19 protein-coding genes and 1 pseudogene are annotated in these 19,689 nt (G+C 37.4%); 8 read left to right on the top strand and 12 right to left on the bottom strand.

Going from position 1 to position 19,689, the window contains the following annotated elements; all coding sequences use genetic code 11:
* Positions 1–85 precede the first annotated feature (85 nt).
* Positions 86–331 (bottom strand): HP1242/YdcH family protein, encoded by a 246-nt coding sequence (locus FBQ94_RS12230; RefSeq protein ID WP_007220163.1) that lies wholly within the window; start codon positions 329–331, stop codon positions 86–88.
* Between the two features lie 453 nt (positions 332–784).
* On the opposite strand from FBQ94_RS12230, the gene FBQ94_RS12225 reads away from it, so the two are divergent.
* Together FBQ94_RS12225 and murB are read left to right on the top strand one after the other, a co-directional pair.
* A complete protein-coding gene (locus tag FBQ94_RS12225) occupies positions 785–2,320 on the top strand; it encodes an AMP-binding protein (protein ID WP_007220164.1) in 1,536 nt (511 codons plus the stop codon).
* 99 nt (positions 2,321–2,419) lie between these two features.
* Positions 2,420–3,334 (top strand): UDP-N-acetylmuramate dehydrogenase, encoded by a 915-nt coding sequence (gene murB, locus FBQ94_RS12220; RefSeq protein ID WP_007220165.1) that lies wholly within the window; start codon positions 2,420–2,422, stop codon positions 3,332–3,334.
* Between the two features lie 257 nt (positions 3,335–3,591).
* Here the strand turns inward: murB and FBQ94_RS12215 are convergent, their stop codons facing one another.
* Positions 3,592–4,047, bottom strand: coding sequence for an Hsp20/alpha crystallin family protein (locus FBQ94_RS12215; protein ID WP_007220166.1), 456 nt, complete (start codon positions 4,045–4,047; stop codon positions 3,592–3,594).
* A gap of 97 nt (positions 4,048–4,144) precedes the next feature.
* Positions 4,145–4,588 carry an Hsp20/alpha crystallin family protein gene (locus FBQ94_RS12210; RefSeq protein WP_007220167.1) on the bottom strand — a complete coding sequence of 148 codons (444 nt, stop codon included), beginning with the start codon at positions 4,586–4,588 and terminating at the stop codon, positions 4,145–4,147.
* 273 nt (positions 4,589–4,861) lie between these two features.
* Here FBQ94_RS12210 and FBQ94_RS12205 point away from each other — a divergent pair, with 273 nt between their 5' ends.
* The 4 genes from FBQ94_RS12205 (at position 4,862) to FBQ94_RS12190 (ending at position 8,969) form a co-directional block, all read left to right on the top strand.
* A complete protein-coding gene (locus FBQ94_RS12205) occupies positions 4,862–6,607 on the top strand; it encodes a DUF1858 domain-containing protein (protein ID WP_007220168.1) in 1,746 nt (581 codons plus the stop codon).
* 520 nt (positions 6,608–7,127) lie between these two features.
* The gene (locus FBQ94_RS12200) at positions 7,128–7,529 is read left to right on the top strand and encodes a cytochrome c (protein WP_285442170.1); all 402 of its coding nucleotides are present in this window, start codon (positions 7,128–7,130) and stop codon (positions 7,527–7,529) included.
* A gap of 123 nt (positions 7,530–7,652) precedes the next feature.
* Positions 7,653–8,363 carry an MBL fold metallo-hydrolase gene (locus tag FBQ94_RS12195; RefSeq protein ID WP_007220170.1) on the top strand — a complete coding sequence of 237 codons (711 nt, stop codon included), beginning with the start codon at positions 7,653–7,655 and terminating at the stop codon, positions 8,361–8,363.
* 246 nt (positions 8,364–8,609) lie between these two features.
* Positions 8,610–8,969 (top strand): hypothetical protein, encoded by a 360-nt coding sequence (locus FBQ94_RS12190; protein WP_007220171.1) that lies wholly within the window; start codon positions 8,610–8,612, stop codon positions 8,967–8,969.
* A gap of 137 nt (positions 8,970–9,106) precedes the next feature.
* Here FBQ94_RS12190 and FBQ94_RS12185 read toward each other — a convergent pair whose 3' ends face one another.
* From FBQ94_RS12185 to FBQ94_RS12155, 7 genes are all read right to left on the bottom strand, one after another.
* Positions 9,107–10,195 carry a type III polyketide synthase gene (locus FBQ94_RS12185; protein ID WP_007220172.1) on the bottom strand — a complete coding sequence of 363 codons (1,089 nt, stop codon included), beginning with the start codon at positions 10,193–10,195 and terminating at the stop codon, positions 9,107–9,109.
* A 2-nt stretch (positions 10,196–10,197) separates the two neighbouring features.
* Positions 10,198–11,625 carry a B12-binding domain-containing radical SAM protein gene (locus FBQ94_RS12180; RefSeq protein WP_007220173.1) on the bottom strand — a complete coding sequence of 476 codons (1,428 nt, stop codon included), beginning with the start codon at positions 11,623–11,625 and terminating at the stop codon, positions 10,198–10,200.
* 19 nt (positions 11,626–11,644) lie between these two features.
* On the bottom strand, positions 11,645–12,016 hold the full coding sequence (locus FBQ94_RS12175; protein ID WP_007220174.1) for a cupredoxin domain-containing protein: 372 nt from the start codon (positions 12,014–12,016) through the stop codon (positions 11,645–11,647).
* A gap of 199 nt (positions 12,017–12,215) precedes the next feature.
* Positions 12,216–12,416: a cold-shock protein gene (locus FBQ94_RS12170; RefSeq protein WP_007220175.1), complete on the bottom strand. Its 201-nt coding sequence runs from the start codon at positions 12,414–12,416 to the stop codon at positions 12,216–12,218.
* Between the two features lie 737 nt (positions 12,417–13,153).
* A complete protein-coding gene (locus FBQ94_RS12165; RefSeq protein WP_285442163.1) occupies positions 13,154–14,824 on the bottom strand; it encodes a tetratricopeptide repeat protein in 1,671 nt (556 codons plus the stop codon).
* A gap of 1 nt (position 14,825) precedes the next feature.
* Positions 14,826–16,229, bottom strand: coding sequence for an undecaprenyl-phosphate glucose phosphotransferase (locus tag FBQ94_RS12160; protein WP_007220177.1), 1,404 nt, complete (start codon positions 16,227–16,229; stop codon positions 14,826–14,828).
* Complete coding sequence (locus FBQ94_RS12155; RefSeq protein ID WP_007220178.1) at positions 16,223–17,371, bottom strand: glycosyltransferase; 1,149 nt, start codon at positions 17,369–17,371, stop codon at positions 16,223–16,225. The genes FBQ94_RS12160 and FBQ94_RS12155 overlap by 7 nt, the downstream gene beginning before the upstream one ends.
* Before the next feature lie 224 nt (positions 17,372–17,595).
* On the opposite strand from FBQ94_RS12155, the gene FBQ94_RS12150 reads away from it, so the two are divergent.
* A complete protein-coding gene (locus tag FBQ94_RS12150) occupies positions 17,596–18,282 on the top strand; it encodes a class I SAM-dependent methyltransferase (protein ID WP_007220179.1) in 687 nt (228 codons plus the stop codon).
* Positions 18,275–18,670 carry an Ig-like domain-containing protein gene (locus FBQ94_RS12145; protein ID WP_285442162.1) on the top strand — a complete coding sequence of 132 codons (396 nt, stop codon included), beginning with the start codon at positions 18,275–18,277 and terminating at the stop codon, positions 18,668–18,670. The genes FBQ94_RS12150 and FBQ94_RS12145 overlap by 8 nt, the downstream gene beginning before the upstream one ends.
* Before the next feature lie 274 nt (positions 18,671–18,944).
* Here FBQ94_RS12145 and FBQ94_RS12140 read toward each other — a convergent pair whose 3' ends face one another.
* Entirely contained in the window at positions 18,945–19,358 is a 414-nt protein-coding gene (locus FBQ94_RS12140) for a hypothetical protein (RefSeq protein WP_285442169.1), read from the bottom strand.
* A gap of 147 nt (positions 19,359–19,505) precedes the next feature.
* Positions 19,506–19,689: pseudogene (locus FBQ94_RS12135) on the bottom strand (heme transporter CcmC); the annotation flags it as partial.

Raw genomic sequence — 19,689 nt, 5'->3', positions numbered from 1 at the left:
CAATGTTTTAGGTACAGACAGAAAGACTTACTCCATTCTTTCCTTAAGGCAATAGGAAATAGTATTATTTTACAGATGAATTGGACTAGGATTTACTCTGTTTAAGTATCAGAAAAAGTTCATCCTTTAGGGCAAGCCGCCTTTTCTTAAGAATTTCCATTGCCATGTCTGATCTGGGTTCAATATTGTTCTCTACCCGATACACCTCTCGGTCGAGTTTGTGGTATTCATCAAATAGATTTTTAAAGTGCTCATTCGTCATTTTCAAATTATGAATTTCCTGACTATATTCAGGAAATTCGTGAATAAGACTATGATGTTCATTGTGCATACTATTTTTCCTTTCTCAATACATGTGATTTTCGGATATCCAGTCGGCTATCAGAAGAAAAAAAAAGAATTTGGGAATATATCTTACGCTAAGAATTAGATATTACAAGATCTCTATGTTAAACACATAACTATACAAGATCAAAGAAATATGTTGCTCTATAAGTTAGTTTTCCTTACCTTGCAAATATATAACAAAGCAGGTAATTTTGTCAACGAGGATATAATAATATAATACGAAGGTAAGGGTATTACAGGAAATTGCCGATCAATTCTGTAACGTAATTTGGAGAAGCACCTTGCTTACCGGAACATCTCTGATTTTGCAAGCATTCTCCATGAGAAGGATTTCTTGCGAAATATACCTAATCAATGTATAGTGTGTAAAAAATATACCTTTTATTTTTTCATAGTTCAGAAGATTGTATAATCAGATTCCAAATCTGGAGCAATTATGATTTTAGAAACTTTTATCAGTACGGCAAAAAATAATTTCAAGAAAACAGTAATCAGGGACTCCTTAGGTACTACATTGAATTTTGGACAAACACTTACTGCTGGTATCCTTTTATCAAAACATATCCGTGCTTTCGAGGGAGAAAACATCGCTATTGTATTTCCTGCTTCAGTGGGAGGAGCTTTAGCATATATTGCAACAATTTTTGCCGGCAAAATTCCTGTTGGTTTGAATTTTCTGGCAAGTAAAGAAGATCAGGATCATGCCCTCAGTATTTGTAACGTTAAAACAATTTTCACTTCTAAAATCTTTATAAAGAAAGCGGGAATACCAGAAGACCCGAGAATGGTTTTTATTGAGGACGTAAAAGAGAGGACATCAAAGCTCCAAAAGATCGTAACCTATGTATCCTGCAAATGGGGATCAAAACGTTCGCTTATTCAGAAATTTAAAAAGTACGACGCCCCTGATAAGACAGCCATCATACTCTTTACCTCTGGTTCAGAATCAACTCCCAAAGGGGTTTCTTTAACACATCACAATATATATGCAAGTATTCAAAACTTTGGCACGGCATTTAACCCTATCGGGGAAGATGTCATTTTAGGCACATTGCCATTCTTTCACGTTTTCGGTTTTACTGTTTGTTTATGGCTTCCTTTAACGATGGGGATAGGGGTTGTTTTTCATCCAAACCCGACAGAATACGAGCGAATTGGCAGGGTTATTGAGGATTATCGTGTAACCATGCTTTTAGGAACCAGCACCCTTTATCGTGGTTTTATGAAAAGGTGGAGTCAAGAACAGATTAAGAGTGTACGTCTGGCATTTGCTGGAGCTGAAAAATTACATGAGCATATAAGGAAAAAATTTCATGAGAAATTTGGGATACCTATATTTGAGGGATACGGCCTTACAGAAAGTAGTTCCTGTGTAAGCGTTAATCATCCAGGCGATTTCAGACATGGAAGTGTAGGTAAGGTTTTCCCAAATATTACCTGCCGGATTGTAAATCCAGAAACATACGAAGAGGTCACACCAGGAAAAGAAGGATTGATACTTATACAGGGTCCAAATATCATGAAAGAGTATTATAGGTCGCCAGACCTAACCAAACAGGCATTTTATAATGACTTCTATGTAACCGGTGATATAGGGAAAATAGAAAATGGATTTCTCTTTATTACCGATCGCTTAAAAAGATTTGCAAAAATTGGTGGAGAAATGGTTCCTCTTACCTTAGTTGAGAACAAATTATCGAGCATATTAGATAAACATACAGATCAGGAAAAAAGGAATTGTGCTGTTATAAACATCCCCCATACGCACAAGGGAGAGCAAATCATTGCATTCGTTGTTCACAACAATCCTGATAAATTCCTGTTGAATACTGAGCTTGATGAGCTCTGCGTTACAAGACTCTCACAACCAGATCATTATATTCCTATAGACACTATTCCCATACTTCCATCAGGAAAAGTAGACTATAAAAGGTTAAAACATATTGCGTTAGAACAACTTGCCGAGGTCTAACAACACCTGTATTTCCTTCGTAAAGTTGGCATGGTTGGCCATGAGATAATAAACAATAAGTTTAACCTTTACTATTTTTGATTGCACCTCCATTGTATTATGTCAATTATATCATTAAATATTCCAAACCTGGAAAGAAATAAACCGCTTGCGCCTTTTACAACATATCAAATCGGTGGACCGGCGGATTTATTTGTGGAGGTATATACCATTGATGAGCTGACACATGCTTTGTTGGAGGCGCAACGAAAGGGTGTCCCTTTTTTCTTACTTGGTTGTGGAGCTAATATTCTCGTTACTGATAAAGGATTTCGAGGACTAATTATCCGGAATTTAGCAAATAAAGTTACTTTCTTAGATAATAGCAGAGTATTAGCAGAAAGTGGCGCAACCGTCGCCCATCTTATAGAACATTGCAGGAATCGAGAGTTATCCGGCTTTGAGCACTTTATTGGTATTCCCAGTACTGTGGGTGGGGCCCTATGGCAAAATTTACATTTTCTATCGGCAGATAGACAACGTACGCTATTTATAGAAGAGATCGTTTTGTCTAGCCATATCTTAACAGAAGAGGGACAACACCGTACAGTTCAAGTTGATTACTTTCAATTTGGTTATGATCAGAGTATTTTACAGAAACGTCAGGATGTTGTGCTCGATGTTACCTTTCAACTTATTGCGAAAAGAAAAGACGAAATTCAGATAGTGATGGATGAAAATACGGCCTGGCGTAACGCTAAACAGCCGCAATTATCAGAATACCCAAGTTGCGGCTCTGTATTTAAAAAAATTAAAGGTATTGGAGCTGGAAGGTTGATAGAGCAGGCCGGACTCAAGGGCGCACGTATCGGCAATGCAGAAGTATCGAAGAAACATGCAAACTTTATTGTCAACACGGGTAATGCCCGGGCTGCTGATATTTTACAATTAATTAGGTATGTACAAGAGGAGGTAAAACGGAAATTAGGATACACCCTGGAAACAGAGATTACAATAATCGGGGAACAGGAATGAGTATTCCAGAACAAACTGACCGACGCTCTAACTCAAATATTGAAAAAGCTCTTAAGACCGTAGAAACAGAAATTTGAAAGCTTGGAAAAACGGAGAAGATGAGAGGATGGAAGATTGAAAATATGGATATTTCATACTCCCACCCTCATATCTTCTTAACTTCTAAATCACCGTGCCTCTGTAACCTCTATTAAACCTAATGTATATTATAAACCAGTTTTTCTCTGACAGGCTTAGAAATACCCGTATACCTCTCTCTAGCTAGCTTTTACAGAGATCTGCTTTGGTTTTACCTCTTCTTTCTTTTGCAAGGTAATCTCGAGCACACCATTTTTATACTCTGCCGTTACTTTGTTTGAATCTACAGACGGAGGAAGAGGAATAGAACGGGAAAAACTCCCGTAACGTCTCTCCATACGATAGAAGCTTTTATTCTTTTCTTCTTTTTCCTCCTTCTTCTCACCTTTTATTAAAAGGGTATTTTCCTGTATCGAAATATCTATATCCTTTGGGTCAATTCCTGGAATTTCAGCTTTTACCGTAACTTTTTCATTGGTTTCTGACAGATCAATAGGGGGTATCCAGCCACCTGTTTCCATACCAAATTCTGATAAATCAGATCCTTTAAAAAAACGGTCAAACATGCGGTTCATTTCATTTTGTAGAGAAGAAATGGTTGGTAATTGCGACCACTTTATTAGCTCTCTGGCCATACTATAATCTCCTTTAAAACAGAAAATGAAAGATAATAGATACAATTTTTATACATCTCAATATAACTGTCACATCAGCGGCAAGATTAAAAGGTTATTAGCTAACCTTTATAGAAATTTGTTTCGGCTTCACCTCTTCCTTCTTTTGCAAGGTAATCTCTAATACACCGTTTTTACACTCCGCTGTTACTTTATCTGTATCAACAGTAGCAGGCAGAACAACAGAACGGGAGAAACTTCCATATTGCCTTTCTATACGATAGTAGTTTTTTCCCTTTTCCTCTTTTTCTTCTCTCTTTTCACCTTTCAAGAAAAGGGTGTTCTCCTGTATTGAGATGTCTATATCCTTCGGGTCAATACCCGGTATCTCAGCCTTTACTGTAATTTTGTCATTTGTTTCTGATAAGTCAATAGGTGGTAGCCACATACCCGTTTCAGTTAAACTTCCCTCTCTAAAAATCCTATCCATCATCCTATTCATTTCGTTCTGTAATGAAGAAATAGTTGGCAAATACGACCACTTGGTAAGCTCTCTTGCCATAACAGGCTCCTTTCAAAAATTAAATTAATAAATGATAAAGCATTTGTTCTGTTATGAAGCAAAAATAATACCTAAAAATAATTTTTTACATATAATTTAATTAATATACCGCAAATTAATGATTTATGGCTTAGTAATATTATTCGAAGCATGAATAAGCACTGCCATATTGACAGTACAGTATTGAATAAATGCCACTAAGTTCGTACCATTATGTAAAAGTAATTTTTAATTTTCTTGAAAGGTTTAATAAAATTTGTTTTATTTATTCTCATGAAAATAAATAGAAACACTATAATTAAAGATCTTATTGAATTTCACCCGGAAACTCTTGCTGTATTTAAAAAATACAATCTCGTCATCGCCGGTGGTGTCCGTGGACCTAATGAGCCTATTGCCTTCTTTGCAAAGGCACATGAGGTTGATTATGATACCCTTGTTAAAGAGTTAAATGAAGCTATTGAAAAGGGTGGTGGAGAGCATATAGAAATACCGAAGCTTGAAGAAGACAAGATTTATGAGAAATTTGCTAAAACAGCTATCATTCTGACACTTACGGCAGGTGTAACTTTTGGCGCTATTATCCTGAGTTACATTGCTATGAAGGCAAATTTTAATTCGATTTACTATGCGCTCATTCAGGCACATGGCCACGCACAACTTTATGGATGGGTTGGACTTTTCATTATGGGCTTTGCTTTGTATATCGTACCAAGGGTAAAGAATACTCCTCTTCAAAACAAAGGCCTGGTAAATACCTGTTATGGACTTATTGTTACTAGCATTTTACTGAGAGCAATCATACAACCCTTACCTTTTCATGCTATTAGATTTTTACTCCTGGTATCCGGTATTCTTGAAATCCTTTCAATTTGCCTATTTATCTTTATTATTCTCAAGACTATTTTCTCAAGTAAAGAAAAGATCGCTGTCTTTGATAAGTTTTTCAAGATGGGAATTATTTGGTTTATCATAGCTGCATGTATTGATTTAGGAATGGTAATCTATTTATATGCCCATTCCTCCTACGAGATTCCCAGATCTATTTTCAGCCCTTATGTTCATCTTTATCTCTTTGGCTTTGTATGTATGTTTATTTTTGCTGTAAATATAAGGACTGTATATGCATTTCTCGATATTAAGCCTGTCAGGGAAGAAGCTGTCAACTCGACCTTTTGGATTTTAAATATATCGATCCCAATTTATTTCATTGCACATATATTTGCAGATAAAAGCGTCCTGGCGCTTCGCTGTTCACAGATCATTGTATTCCCTATGGCATTTGCTATTTTCGCATTTATCTATGGCTTACGTGTCTTTGAAAGGTCTACAAAAGAACTCCATGATGTAATTATGGATAGGAGCTATGCCAAGACGATTCGTACGGCGTATATTTGGCTTATCGTCAGCACTATTATATTACTTGTAATACCGTTTTTAGGGCATGGAACACACGTGCAGAAATTATTCCACGGTTCGCTGAATCACGCCCTCACCGTTGGATTCATAACGATGATAATTATTGGCTATGCATCTAAAATGGTCCCAACCTTTAAAGGGATTGATATGCATAGTCTGAAGTTGTCAAATATCACCTTTGTCCTGTTGAATATTGGCTGTTTTATCAGAGTATTCTCCCAAATATTAGTAGGTATAAGCGAAGGAAAATCAGTATTTTATGTAGCGGTTGGCACATCTGGCTGGTTTGAGTTGGCGGCGCTAGGTATTTTTGGATACAATCTATGGAAGACTATGGATACTACTATCCAAGAATCCAAGCCTTCGCTCCCTAAAAAATTAACTAAAGTTACAAAAGATACAAAGGTATTTGATATTGTAGATCAACACCCGGAAACACTTCAAATATTCCTGGATTTTGGATTTGCTCAAATGGCAAATCCAGTTATGAGAAATACTATGGGGCGAGTCGCAAGTATAGAGATGGCAACAAAGATGCATAACGTAGATCTGGATAAGTTCCTTGATGCCCTTAATAATAAGATTGCAGAAAAAAAATAAACCATTACGATCTGATATCAATATACTCCAGCCTTTTCACTCATAATAGACTTTTCCATTTCAAATTACCTCTTAAAAAGTAGTTTTCTCACTCTTTTTTGTCTAAAAAAAGAAATAACAAAAATGTGCCATGTCACATGACACACTTGTGTGACATGGCACACTTATACTGTTTTATCTAAATAATTAATTCTATATGTTTACATTCTATAACAGATTAGCTTTATTGATCTTATTTAAATAAAAATATACTTAAATTATTTTTTCCTCATTATGGTACATTTTTTGTTAATTAAAGATTTATATTCATAATTTCAAATTATTATACATTTTATTAAGATGCTCCATTAAGTAACAAATTAATAATAACAACGTCACACGATTCGCATAACAAGTCCAATTTAAGAAAGGAGATGGATAATGAAAAAACGTTTTATGTTAATTTGTCTATTTACCCTAGCTGCAGGAGCTATATCCTATCCCTATACATGGAATATTGGCTTCTCCAACCCGTGAACTCATGCGGATGATTAGCTCTCATATGTCTAAGATATTCGATGCTATAATGGCGGGGGATCATAATACCGTATCTAAGGAATCCAATGCAGTAGCTGAAACTAGTAAAAGTATCATGAGAAATTTCTTTCCGGAGGATGGGAAGATTGGAGAGTGGTTCAAAGAAACGGGCAAAGACCCAAACAATCCCGAAGAAGTAACTACAGTAAAAAAGGACTTTGAACAATATTCAAAAAGCATTGTTGATGCTGCAATGAACATTGCTGAAAATGTTAAAAAACAAAATATTGTTGAAACATATAAAAATTTTGACACCATGTTAAAAAATGCATGTTTTGCTTGTCATGAAACTGCCCGTCCGAAATGGCCAGAATGGCCGGAATGGATGCAGATAACCGGAGGTTAATTTATATAAGATATAGAAAAACTATCTTCTTATACCACCATTCTATATCTCAATCGCCCTCAAATTGTTTCTCTACTGAGATTTTTATGGCACGAAACAAATAGAAATAACCAAGAGGAGATTATGCAAGAGGAACAATATGTCTGCATCGTATGTGGTTACAATATGGTAAATTACCATCCAGACTTTTGCCCATTCTGCGGAGCGCCAAAAAAAAAGTTTATCACCTCAGAAGAGTGCTCTACAAGGTTTAAAGTGGAAGGTACTCTGATAAACGAAAAAGTGACACGCTTAAACTCCGTGCCGCCTCTCGGACTAGAACACGCCGCTTATCGTATCGAGACAGGTGGGAAAGTCTTCTGGGTAGATTGTCCTTCATGCTTCGACAGGAATCTAAAAACGGCAGACGTCATTACATTTACCCACCATCACTTTCTTGGTGCAAGTAATCAATACCGCAATTTTTTCCATTCCCAGGTATGGATCCATACGCTTGATTCTTCTCATAATATCTGTCGGGGATTCACTTTTGATACAACCTTTAAAGAAAATTTTGTTCGATCCTACATTGAGGCATTCCATATCGGAGGCCACACACCAGGCTTCACCTTGTATTTTCTTGAGGATGTTTTATTCATTTGTGACTATGTCTTTTTTAAAAAAACTGATATGCAATTTAACCCTTTTGGCCCGCAAGAAGAAACTAAGCAATGTGCAGCTACAATTAATAACGTATTACAGGGCAGAAGAATAAATAATGTTTGCGGGTTTAATTATGTAGCTGAGTACAGGGATTGGAGAGAAAGATTTGACCGTTTATTAAGCGAGGGCTAAGTATCAATTGATTGGATTCTTCCTGTTTTGTTAACTAAAAAATGTTTGACAATATACTAAGTAATTTTATAGAATATTAAATTAGTTTTTTCGCTTGAGAATCTCTACATGTTAGGTTTATTCTCGGGAAATCAAGTTTCTTTCGAAAATATATTGCTGTAGTTAAAACGTAACTACCCCAGTAGCTATGCTGAGAGTGTTCTCAGAAGCACGGGATGTTTTTTCCTGATCTAGGAGGAGAAGGAAATGTTGAAAAAGTTGGGTCTTAGTGTTGCTTTTGCTGGTGCGTTAGCCTATAGTGGTGTATTAAATACGGTATTTGTAAGCTCTGTTACAGCAGAGGAGAAGAAAGAGGAAAAGAAGAAGGAAGGTGGACACCTCATACAATTAGTAACAGAAGAGAAAAAAGAAGAAAAAAAGAAAGAAGGACACCTCATACAAGTAACGACAGAAGAGAAGAAAGAGGAGAAGAAAAAAGAGGGTCACTTAATACAGATGACAACAGAGAAGAAGGAAGAAGAGAAAAAGAAAGAAGGACATCTCGTACAGATAATAACAGAAGAAAAGAAAGAAGAAAAAAAGAAAGAGGGACATTTAGTACAATAAGCAAGAATTGCTTAACGTAATAATGTATTCCTTAAAAATAACAAAAAAGGCAACTCAAAAGAGTTGCCTTTTTTGTTGCCATTATCGCCAAATTTTATCATGATAATCCTTGAGTACCTACAGTAATTCTTTCTTTATTATGATGCTTTCAGAAGGAAAGCATGTGCACAAAGCCCGGCGCCAAAAGCTACCATGATGCACCAGTCACCAGGTGCTATTCCTTTCTCCAAAATCTCCTGCAACACAAACCATACCGTAGGCGAAGACATATTACCATACCGGGCTAAAATATCACGGGTTGCTTTCAAATGTGTTTCGGAAATTCCAAGTTCATTTCTGATTGCATTAATTACCTTTTCCCCTCCCGGATGAAAGACCCAATGCTGTATATCTTCAATCCGTAATCCTCTTGGTTTCAAAAGATCCATCACTACCCTCGCAACCGTTTTACTTGCTATTTCCGGTATGAGAACAGAAATTTGATTATGGAGTTGACCATTCCTATAGATATAACGTATATCATTACGATATTGAGGATCGTAAAGGCTTGCTGAACCAACTAAAGCCAATCCTTTTGAACGCTGGCACAATATGGTTGCAGACGCACCGTCCGCAAAGATTGCATTCGAAACTATCAAACTCAAGTCATCAGACATTTGAAATGTGGCGCTGCAAATCTCCACCGAAACACTTACAATCACACTATCGATTGATCCACTAACCAGCCCTTTGCATATTTGCAAATTCGGAATTGCCCCTCCACAACCACTGCCAACCAAATCATAAGCTTGTACTTGATGAGACAATCCCAATCGTTCTATAAGATAGGTTGATATGCCAGGGCAAATATAGCCGGTACACGTGTTAACCACAAGTCCCGACACATCATTTACAGTCAATCCAGCCTGGATAAGGGCATTCGTAATCGCCTGAGAGGAAAGACCAACTGCCCAATTGGTAAAACGCGCAATACGGTCATCAGGGTTTTCGTTCACAAGACATTCGATATCTTCGACAGCAAGATATCGGTTCGATACACTTGGATGAGCAAAAACTCTCCGCATAATCGATAAGCTTCTTTGACTCAGTTTATCTGAGTAATATTTCATAAGAAACGCTTCAGCCTGGGCCTGGCTTATATGAAAAGGTGGCGTAGCAACTGCTATTGATGCTATGGAAACATCTTCCTTTAAGAAGTTTGAAGCCGTTATCTTATCACAGGTCATCTTTATGTATCTATTCTTAAAAACCTCAGTATACGCCGAATAGAACGTGTGTATCTCCACAAGGGAGTCCTAACTCCTAATCTGTATCCCAAACGATTAATTGCTGGTAGAATTGATAAACCAATAGAATTCGAGTCGATATAGTTCATGTGCGTGGCCAGAGTGTGATGCATCTTATCTATAAGCCAATCCTGATCAAGGGTAGGGGAAACATAAAACACCGGATCAAGCATTTCCGGTGAAGAAAGCGTCAAGACTCCTTCTTTTCGTGCAATATGTTCAAGTTCGGTTCCGGGATATATCCGAATTCCTATATTGAAAAATACGATGTCTCTCGGATGTATACATTGCTCTGCAAAACGTAAAGTTTCCCGAACTGTTTCTTCTGTTTCGCATGGACCACCGAGCATAAAGATCCAAAGGCAAGGCAACCGGTGACGTTGGATAATTTGGGCTGCATTATAGACGTCTTTCACGGTAAAACCCTTGCTAAGTCCCTCAAGGACAACACCAGATGCACTTTCAACAGTAATCCCAATACCAACAAAACCGGCCCGCTCCATTACCATAAGAAGATCTTCGTCGATAAAGAGTGGATTCAACTCCAGGCTTTGGAGGCGAACATTAAGTCGAACACGGGCAAGGTCTTCACATACCTTTACTGCATGATCATAAGGAGAATTAAACACATTGTCAACAAATTCGATATCCCGCAGTCCTTGGGAGGTGAGGTGTTTAATAGCATGAACGATAGCTTTGGGGTCACATAAACGGTAATCATGTCCTTCGATTTTTCTATAGGTACAGTATACACATTTGAAATGGCATCCAAGTTTGGTTTGAATGGGAACGGTAGATAATCTGGACAGATAGGCGCGCACATTAATCCACCGATGAAAATTAGGAACGAGATAACCATCTAAAAAGCGGGCTACATACCCGGTATTTCTTTTGAAATTATCATCCTCAAGGTATGCTATACCGGGTATCTTATTCGGCGCCTCACCTTTTGAAAGAGTCCCTAATAGCTGAGGAAAGACAATCTCTCCATCTCCTAGCACTGCCCAATCCGCTCTTGTATAGCGAAGCAATTCTTCAGGCATTACAGCAACTGCAGAGCCTCCCAGGATAACGGTTGCTTTTGTCTTATTACGAATACTGTTTACAAGAGGTTCTAAATCCTTGAAAAATGCTACCGGATTTTGCATATCATTATTGTCGATATTTCGAATGGAAAGGCCAACAATGTCTGGTTTTATCTTAATCAATGCTAACTCCACAGTATGGAGTGGGTCTGATTCAAACATCAAGTCCAAGACATTGACTGTATAACCAGCACGCTCTGCGGCCTCTGCAACCAGGCACGCGCCAATAGGCATAACTGGTACAGGGCCGCTATAGCGATTTGTGACAATAATGAGAATATTCACATTCTTTACCCTTTTCTCATCACTCTACAATAAGTTTTCCGTTCATTCCAAAATGTCCAACGCCGCAAAAGTGGGCACATTTAAAAGGATATGTTCCGGGTTCCTGAGCATAAAACTCAACGGTAGTTTTTGTTTTTGCAGGAATGGTCACATTAATTCCATACTGAGTGAGCTTAAAGCCATGAGTAACATCAAGGCTCTCTATCTCCAAAACAACATGAGTGCCTTGTTTGACATGAATTATATCAGGTGTAAATTCAAATTGTCGCGCAGTCATATAAATCTCCTGTACCGGAGCATCAGGAGGTAAATATTCTAACGCCTTTTTTTTCTCTCCAGAAGCACATCCAGAAAGAATAATAAAAACGAGTAAAAGAATTGTGTATTTCATTCTATAATTCCTCCTTTTGATGATTGCTCCCTATTTTATTCAAACACAGTAAATAAAAAACCCCAATATCCTCAACAGATATTGGGGTCTTGGCATCGTAATTATAATTATAATTTAAGTGACAACTCCATATTTTTAAACACCAAGACTATTGCAATTGATTATACTGTGAAATATAAGAGTGCGCTTTTCAATAAATTTATAATTTGACGACTTTTGCGGCCTTGTAGCCTTTTTGGTCTTTTACGATTTCAAATTCTACTTTATCTCCCTCTGCAAGAGTCCTGAACCCCTCAGATTGGATCGAGGTTTGATGCACAAAAACATCTTCTCCATTTTCCTGAGAAATAAAACCGAATCCTTTCTTATCGTTAAACCATTTTACTGTTCCAGTTGCCATTCTAAATTCACCCCCTTTCATTATTTTTAAAATTTAAAAACAAAAAGGCTACGAGGTTTCAGCCTGTAGCCTTAATTATCACTAATCATATAGAATATGTTTTTTCCCATGCAACCAAACCACATGTAATAATCTATCAAACACTATCTACAAAAGCAAGAAAAAATACTGATAAATTTTGCATCTTTGTATTTCTCATAAAGAATGGAAAAATATCAGTATTACTGACATTCAGAGGTTTTCACGAGCATCGAGAGATGGTGATTGATTTTTAAGAAGGTTACAAGAATCTCACCAGGAAAAATCTTCGGAAAGAAAAAGGTATACCGGGAAGTGATGCTTTTGAAATGCTTGCTACCAGGAAATGGGATCATCTGAGGTAAGCGGTTTTTGAAGTAGCAGGACAATGTTATTAAGCATCTTTATTAAGGGAATGGTAAAAATGCTAAGGGGTTGCCTGCAAAGCTCATATCCATGCCCGGAATTTATCCCTTTGGCGGCAGGGTAAATCCTATCTCGGTATGTCTTGAACAGGGATTAGTTGCCCATAGAGAATATCATCCCTGGATGTTTTTTCTGCCATCCCTACATGTTTTCTTTCATTCCCCTGTTTCACTTGTCATTCCCGAATACTTCCCCGTTTTCACGAGAACAAGTTTATCGGGAATCCAGTGCCTTTCCTGTTTTCTTCCCCATGCTCGAATATCAGTTATGAAAGTCATTAAAATAAATTCACATTATAGGTTAGTCTTTATTTCTTCTATTTCTCTCTTTATTTCCTCAGCATCAGGGGCATTTGGGTTGAGCTTCAGGTAGACTGAGTAATCCCTTAAAGCATTTTTCATCTCTCCTAATTTTTTAAAAGTATTCCCACGGTGGAGGTAGGCAAGAGGATTGTAGGGAAAGAGTTCCAGTGAAGTGCTAAAATCCATAAGCGCCTCACGGGATTTTTCTAATTGGTTTTTGATTTGACCTCGTTCATAATATACACCAGCCATTCTAGGATTTAATTCTATCACCCTGTCATAATCCGCCATTGACTTTTCAATTTCTCCCTTCCCACGATATGCCTTGGCCCGGATATAATAGGCGAACGCATTATTTGGCACACACTGAATGAAGGTCGTCAAATCTTTAATAGCATCATCAAAGTGCTGCAGGTCAGCATGCAGGATACCTCTTTTCATATACGTTTCGGCATGATTGGGGTCGATTTCTAACGCCTTATTGAAATCTGCCATGGCTTTTTCTGATTCACCTGATTCAGCATATGCCAGACCACGATGAGCATATGCGACTGCAAATGTATGATCTAAAGAAATGACTTTGCTCAGGTCTTCGATACTCAAATCAACCCTGCCAACCATTTTAAAGGCAATGCCCCGGTTATAGTATGACAGAATTGAATTGGGGTCTAAAGACACTGCCATACTATAGTCTATAATAGCCTTTTCAAGCTTTTCCATAGATGCATAAAGAGAACCTCGATTGTAGTAAGCTGGCGCATAATCGGGATTCAAATCAATAGACTTATTATAATCATATATAGCATGTTCAACATTGCCCGTCTTTTCATAAATAACACCGCGATTGCAATAGGCAACCGCATCGTTCTTGTGCAATTCTATGGCACGGTTTACATCTTTCAATGCATTTTCTATATTACCTTGTTCCTTTTGTATTATCGAACGATTCAGATAAATATTGGCTATAACCTCGTCCATAGTTAGATTTTTTAGATAATATCCCTTTTTGATACTCATCTGTGAGATGCGTTTGCCGGGCATATTTACATAGTAGCTGTCAGGAGTAGCCATACCCTCATAACCTATTTCAATATTTTTACGAAAATCTCCATCATCATACCGCACAAATATATGTTCAGGGACACTTACCCCATAAATAGGAAGGTGTAACTCTTCTGCTATGCAGAGATAAAGAATGGACAGACCTTCGCAATTACCAATCCTTGTATCCAACACCTTATGTAAGGATATATATTCAAGACCACCCGCCTGAACATATTGAAATTTCAATTCCTTAAAAAGGACACTATTCATGGTTTTAATAATCTTTTCTGGCTCTCTTTCATCATTGAGAATTGTTTTAATATTTTTAATAATAGTATTGAGCTTTTCAATATACTGTTCTATATCTATTTCCGGGTAGGATTCCTGAGCAATTTTAAGGACAATCCTTGCAAGGCTTGTTTCCTGAGTACTTATTTCCCAAATTGGTTTTGATCCTAAATCGTTTGCGAACGAATCTGATGAAGTAAAACCCAGACTAGTAAAAAAACATTTGAAACCACAAATTACACAAATTACACAGATACATAGATTTTTTACTAAGAGAATAAAGAAATTATTTACATCTTTTATCTGTGTAATCTGTGATTGCCTTTCCATTTTAATATGCATGCTTGTCTATAAATCCATTCAACAAGGTAAGCCAGATTATCTTTAAATCAAAATTTAGCGACCAATTTTCGATATAATAGAGATCGTATTCTATTCGTTTTTCCAACGATGTATTGCCACGTAAACCACTAACCTGAGCCCAACCGGTAATTCCGGCCTTCATCTTGTGTCTTAACATATATTTTGGAATAGTACCCTTAAAACTTTCTATAAAAACAGGTCGTTCAGGCCGTGGACCAACAATACTCATGTCTCCTTTTAACACATTAAAAAACTGTGGCAGCTCATCCAGGCTGGTCATTCTCAGGAGTTTACCTATTCTCGTACGCCTCGGATCATCTTCTTTTGTCCAAACAGGCCCCGTTACCTGTTCCGCATTTATAAGCATCGTTCTGAATTTAAGTATATGGAATGTCTTTCCATCCATCCCCATTCTCTCCTGCTTAAATAAGACAGGACCTTCGGAAGTTAATTTGATCATTACTGCAATAATAAACATGAGAGGACTTGCAAACGTTAAGACAAGAGAAGCAAAAATAATATCTAAAAGCCTCTTTACAATAATATTCCATCCGTAAAGAGGTGTATCGCGTAAGCTAATAAGCGGCATACCCTCAAATTCACTCACGCTACCACGTAAAGTAACGAAATCGGAGATATCAGGCAAGACCATAATACTAACCATCTCATCACCGATCCAATCCAAGACTTCCTTTAACTGATGATGTACAGAGAAAGGTAAGGCGACAAAAACAATATCAATCTTATGCTTGCTTATTAAGGAGCGAACATCTGAATACTTTCCCAAAACAGGTATTCCTTGTATTTTATTTCCAGCACTATCCATATCACGGGTTAGAAATCCGGATATCCGAATCCCAAGTTCGGGATGTTTCTTTAATTTGTTTACAAGATCTTGACCCAACTTTTCCGTACTAATAATTAAAGCATATCGTAAATTATACCCTTGCTTCCGTAAAAAACGAAGGAATTCCCGAAACATGATACGTGTCAAACTAAGGAATATCGTATTAATAAGCCAAAAGTAAAAAAACGTCAACCGGGAAAATTCATATTGGCGAAAAAGAAATGTCAGTGAAATGACGATCAATGTAGCAAAAGTAGAAGATTTACTGATATCGATCACCTCAGAAATTTTCGTGGAAATTCTCCGCGGACGATATAAGCCAAACATCTTAAAAACCATACCCCACAGAGGAATCATAAAAATAAGGAGAGTGAGATAGCTTTTAAGGGGTGGAATTCCTTTATAAACCGGTACAATCCCGGAATAAAAGCGCAAATAATAGGAAAACACCCATGAAAGGGAAATGATGAGCCAGTCCAAAAGCAGTAATAATGATTCGAAAAATTTGCTATGTTTTTTTAGCATAGGAATCTTTCCATATATTGTTTCATTTTTTCTTTACATATCAGACGATCAAAACTCTCAGCATGCTTCCTAATAGATAAAGGATCAAATAGAGATTTGTGCTTTTCAAAAAATCTTACAGCCTCTATCAAAGATTCCGTCGTTTGTTCTTTAAAAAATACCCCTGTTAGCGCTTTGGACTGTTTTCGTATCATATCTCCTGGAAATTCAGGATAAGGATATATTCCCTCCACAGTCTCGAGCACTCCACCTCTGGCAAAGGCAATTACCGGCCTACCACACGCTTGTGCTTCCAAGGGAACGATGCCAAAATCTTCTTCACCGGGAAAAACCAATGCCTTACAATTTCTGTAATATTTCTTCAATGATTCGTCCGATTGCCATCCTAAACATTGTACGTATTTTTTTGCCATATTCCTGATCAGGTTATCCTCTTGCCCGCATCCAATAATAATCAAAGGTAAACGAAGTTCCTCAAATGCGTCTACAGCAATATCGATTCTCTTATATGGGGCAAAAGCCGATACGATAAGGTAGTAATCTCCTTCTGTTTGAACATCTGGAGGCGTATAAAAAGAACAATCTACAGGCGGATGAATAACCTTCGCCGGCCTTTTATAGTATTTTTTTATCCGATGGGCAACATTATGGGAGTTCGCTACAAAGTAATCCACCCGGTTACTGGAGGTAACATCCCACATCCTTAAATAATGAGCTATGGCAGGTATCAAAAGCCTTGAGAATAATCCTTTCTTATCATTACTAAAATAGGTATGGTAATAATCCCATACATAGCGTATTGGAGTATGGCAGTAACATATATGAATTGTGGATGGAGAGGTTATGATCCCTTTAGCCACACAGTGACTGCTAGACAAAACGATATCATAATTTCTCATATCGAAATTTTCGATTGCCAGAGGGAATAAGGGAAGAAATGAGCGATAGCGGCTCTTAGAAAAAGGTATTCTTTGAAGAAAGGAAGTATGTATCTTTTTGCTTTCTATAGTTTTCGAAACAGAACCATAGATGTGAATCAGGGTAAAGATTTCCGATTCCGGAAAAATCTCACAGAGGATCTCTAAAACCTTCTCTCCACCTCTCATCCCTGTAAGCCAGTCGTGAACTATTGCTACACGCACGATGTGCTCTCTTGTTAAGTATTGTTTAGAAATACGTATACTTATATTAGCAAAAATTTACGTAAATAATAAGAGAAAGTCAAGGGTAAAGTACTATAATATGACCGTTACTATCGGGGAAAAACAGGTTAGAAATAGATTATTAACGAATATAATAACTCCTGCACCATTGGATTCAGGAGAATGTTATTGCATTCTCAATAATAAACCTTTACATTGAAGGTATGATAAACCAAATTACCCGAAACCTAAAAACATTCTTAGTTTTTACCATAATCTTATACCTGTGTAGTAGTACGTATGCCGGAGAAGAGAGAAAGCGTGAGCGTCCTGGTCATCTTTTTAGCCCTTTAAAGATACCATTACTTGAAGACGCTGAGCGGGATACATGGCAAAAACCGGAAAAGATATTACATGCCCTGGAAATTGAAAAAGGACAGGTCGTTGCAGATGTTGGCGCTGGTTCAGGGTATCTTACGGTAAGATTATCTGAGCGTGTGGGAATAACAGGAACTGTTTATGCTGTTGACGTACAACAAGAGATGCTTAATTATATAAGCAAGCGATTACGGGGCACAGGACTAAAAAATGTAATTACCATACTGAGTGACATGGATGATCCTAAACTACCTGCTAAAGCTTTGGATATTGCTATTTTATTAAGCACTTATCATGAAATAGCACAACCTATTGATTTTATAAAAAAAATTAAGCCGGCCTTAAAACCTAATGGGAAATTGGCTGTTCTCGAATTTACTGAAGAAAGTCCCATTGGTCCTCCCTTGCCATTTCGTTTACCTGAAGATATTGTTATACGCGAAATAATGCAAGCTGGTTTTATATTGTCAGAAAAGCTTACATTTCTTCTGCCTTATCAATACGTTTTGATTTTTACTTCATCCCATGAATAAGTTACGCCAAAGGTTATTTAAACAAAAGGTCTTATTCCTTTCTCTAGCGTGTCTTTGTATCATCCTCACAAACTCCTGTACACAACTTCCCCGTTACAGTGAAGAACTAAATATTATTGTCAGCCCTCACAAACTCAGTGTCCACTCAGGCTCTGAAGACACCGTATTCGTTAGCTTATTAAACAGGCAGGGAGAACCACTTACCGGTATGAAAATCGAAGCTACAAGCACCTCTCCAACTGTGGCTACTGTTACACCAGAGGCATTAACCGATACAGCAGGTAAAGCAACGTTTGCCGTAAAAGGTATTTCTCCGGGTACCACCAGAATTATCATTTCTGTCAATGGATATAAGGCTGACATGGAAGTCGTTTTTGTAGAACACTGAAGAAAAAACTACGGTAAGAGGGACTTCTCAAATCAAGATTATAGGGCTTCTAAAGAGAACCATCTTGTAATCACAGGATGGCTTTTTTCGTTAGTAAGGGGTTTGAAATAGAGTACGCTAATTAGAAGCCCAATTTTTTTAAAAGGCTAAAAATATCTTTGGAATATTAGTAACAAATAACTTCTTTTTTATATATGTATTCTCTATTTTATTATTTCCATGCATCTCAAATTTATTTACTATAGAGCAATAACCGTACTTTACTACGAAGTTCTTAATACCATAAATCTTGTTTTACCTTAGTATTCCCACGCTCCTCAATAGTTTTAATCAGCTTTTCTTTTGTCGTCCATCCACGGTAAAATACAACCTTTATCGTACTCGTATCGACACCTACGTCGGAATTACATACTCCAAAAACCCCTAAAAGATATGCCCGTACATCATGCGCCTCTACCTCAACCATACCTTCTGTTTCAAAAATAATGGTATCCGTAAGAATATGTGCTTTAAATCCATTATCTTCCAGTGTCTTAACTATTTTTCTGGCAAATCTGATCCAGCCCTCGTAATAGTTAATAGCAACTTCCCTTGTATCAAGGGCAATATCTTTGGTCGTAACTCCTGGAAGTTCATCCAATACCTGTCTCAATCTTTCTGCATCTGATATACTGGTGAGATTATCAATTCTAAAAGCAAGATTGTCCGGCAGTGAGGTATGAAAGCCCGCATCATGAACGACCTTTATAATTTGTTCTTCCGTTTAAAAATATATTTTGAAAGCCTTCCAGAGAAAACGAATGGCCCGTTAGAACGGGCCATTCGTTTTAAAACATTATAAAGCCTTCATGAATTCGACTAAATCTTCCAACTCCTGTTGACTCAGATGCGATGTCCTGCCGTGCATATCCTTCTCATTTACGCTATTGTTGATCGTATCCATCAACGTCCTTGCACTCCCATCATGGAAATAAGTCCCTGATGCATAAATGTCCCTCAAGGTCGGCGTATCAAACTCC

It is taken from the genome of Candidatus Jettenia sp. AMX1 (genome assembly GCF_030263775.1).
Lineage (GTDB): Bacteria > Planctomycetota > Brocadiia > Brocadiales > Brocadiaceae > Jettenia > Jettenia caeni.
The sequence above is the reverse complement of the archived record's forward strand: the minus strand, read 5'-3'. Positions and strand labels throughout refer to the sequence as shown.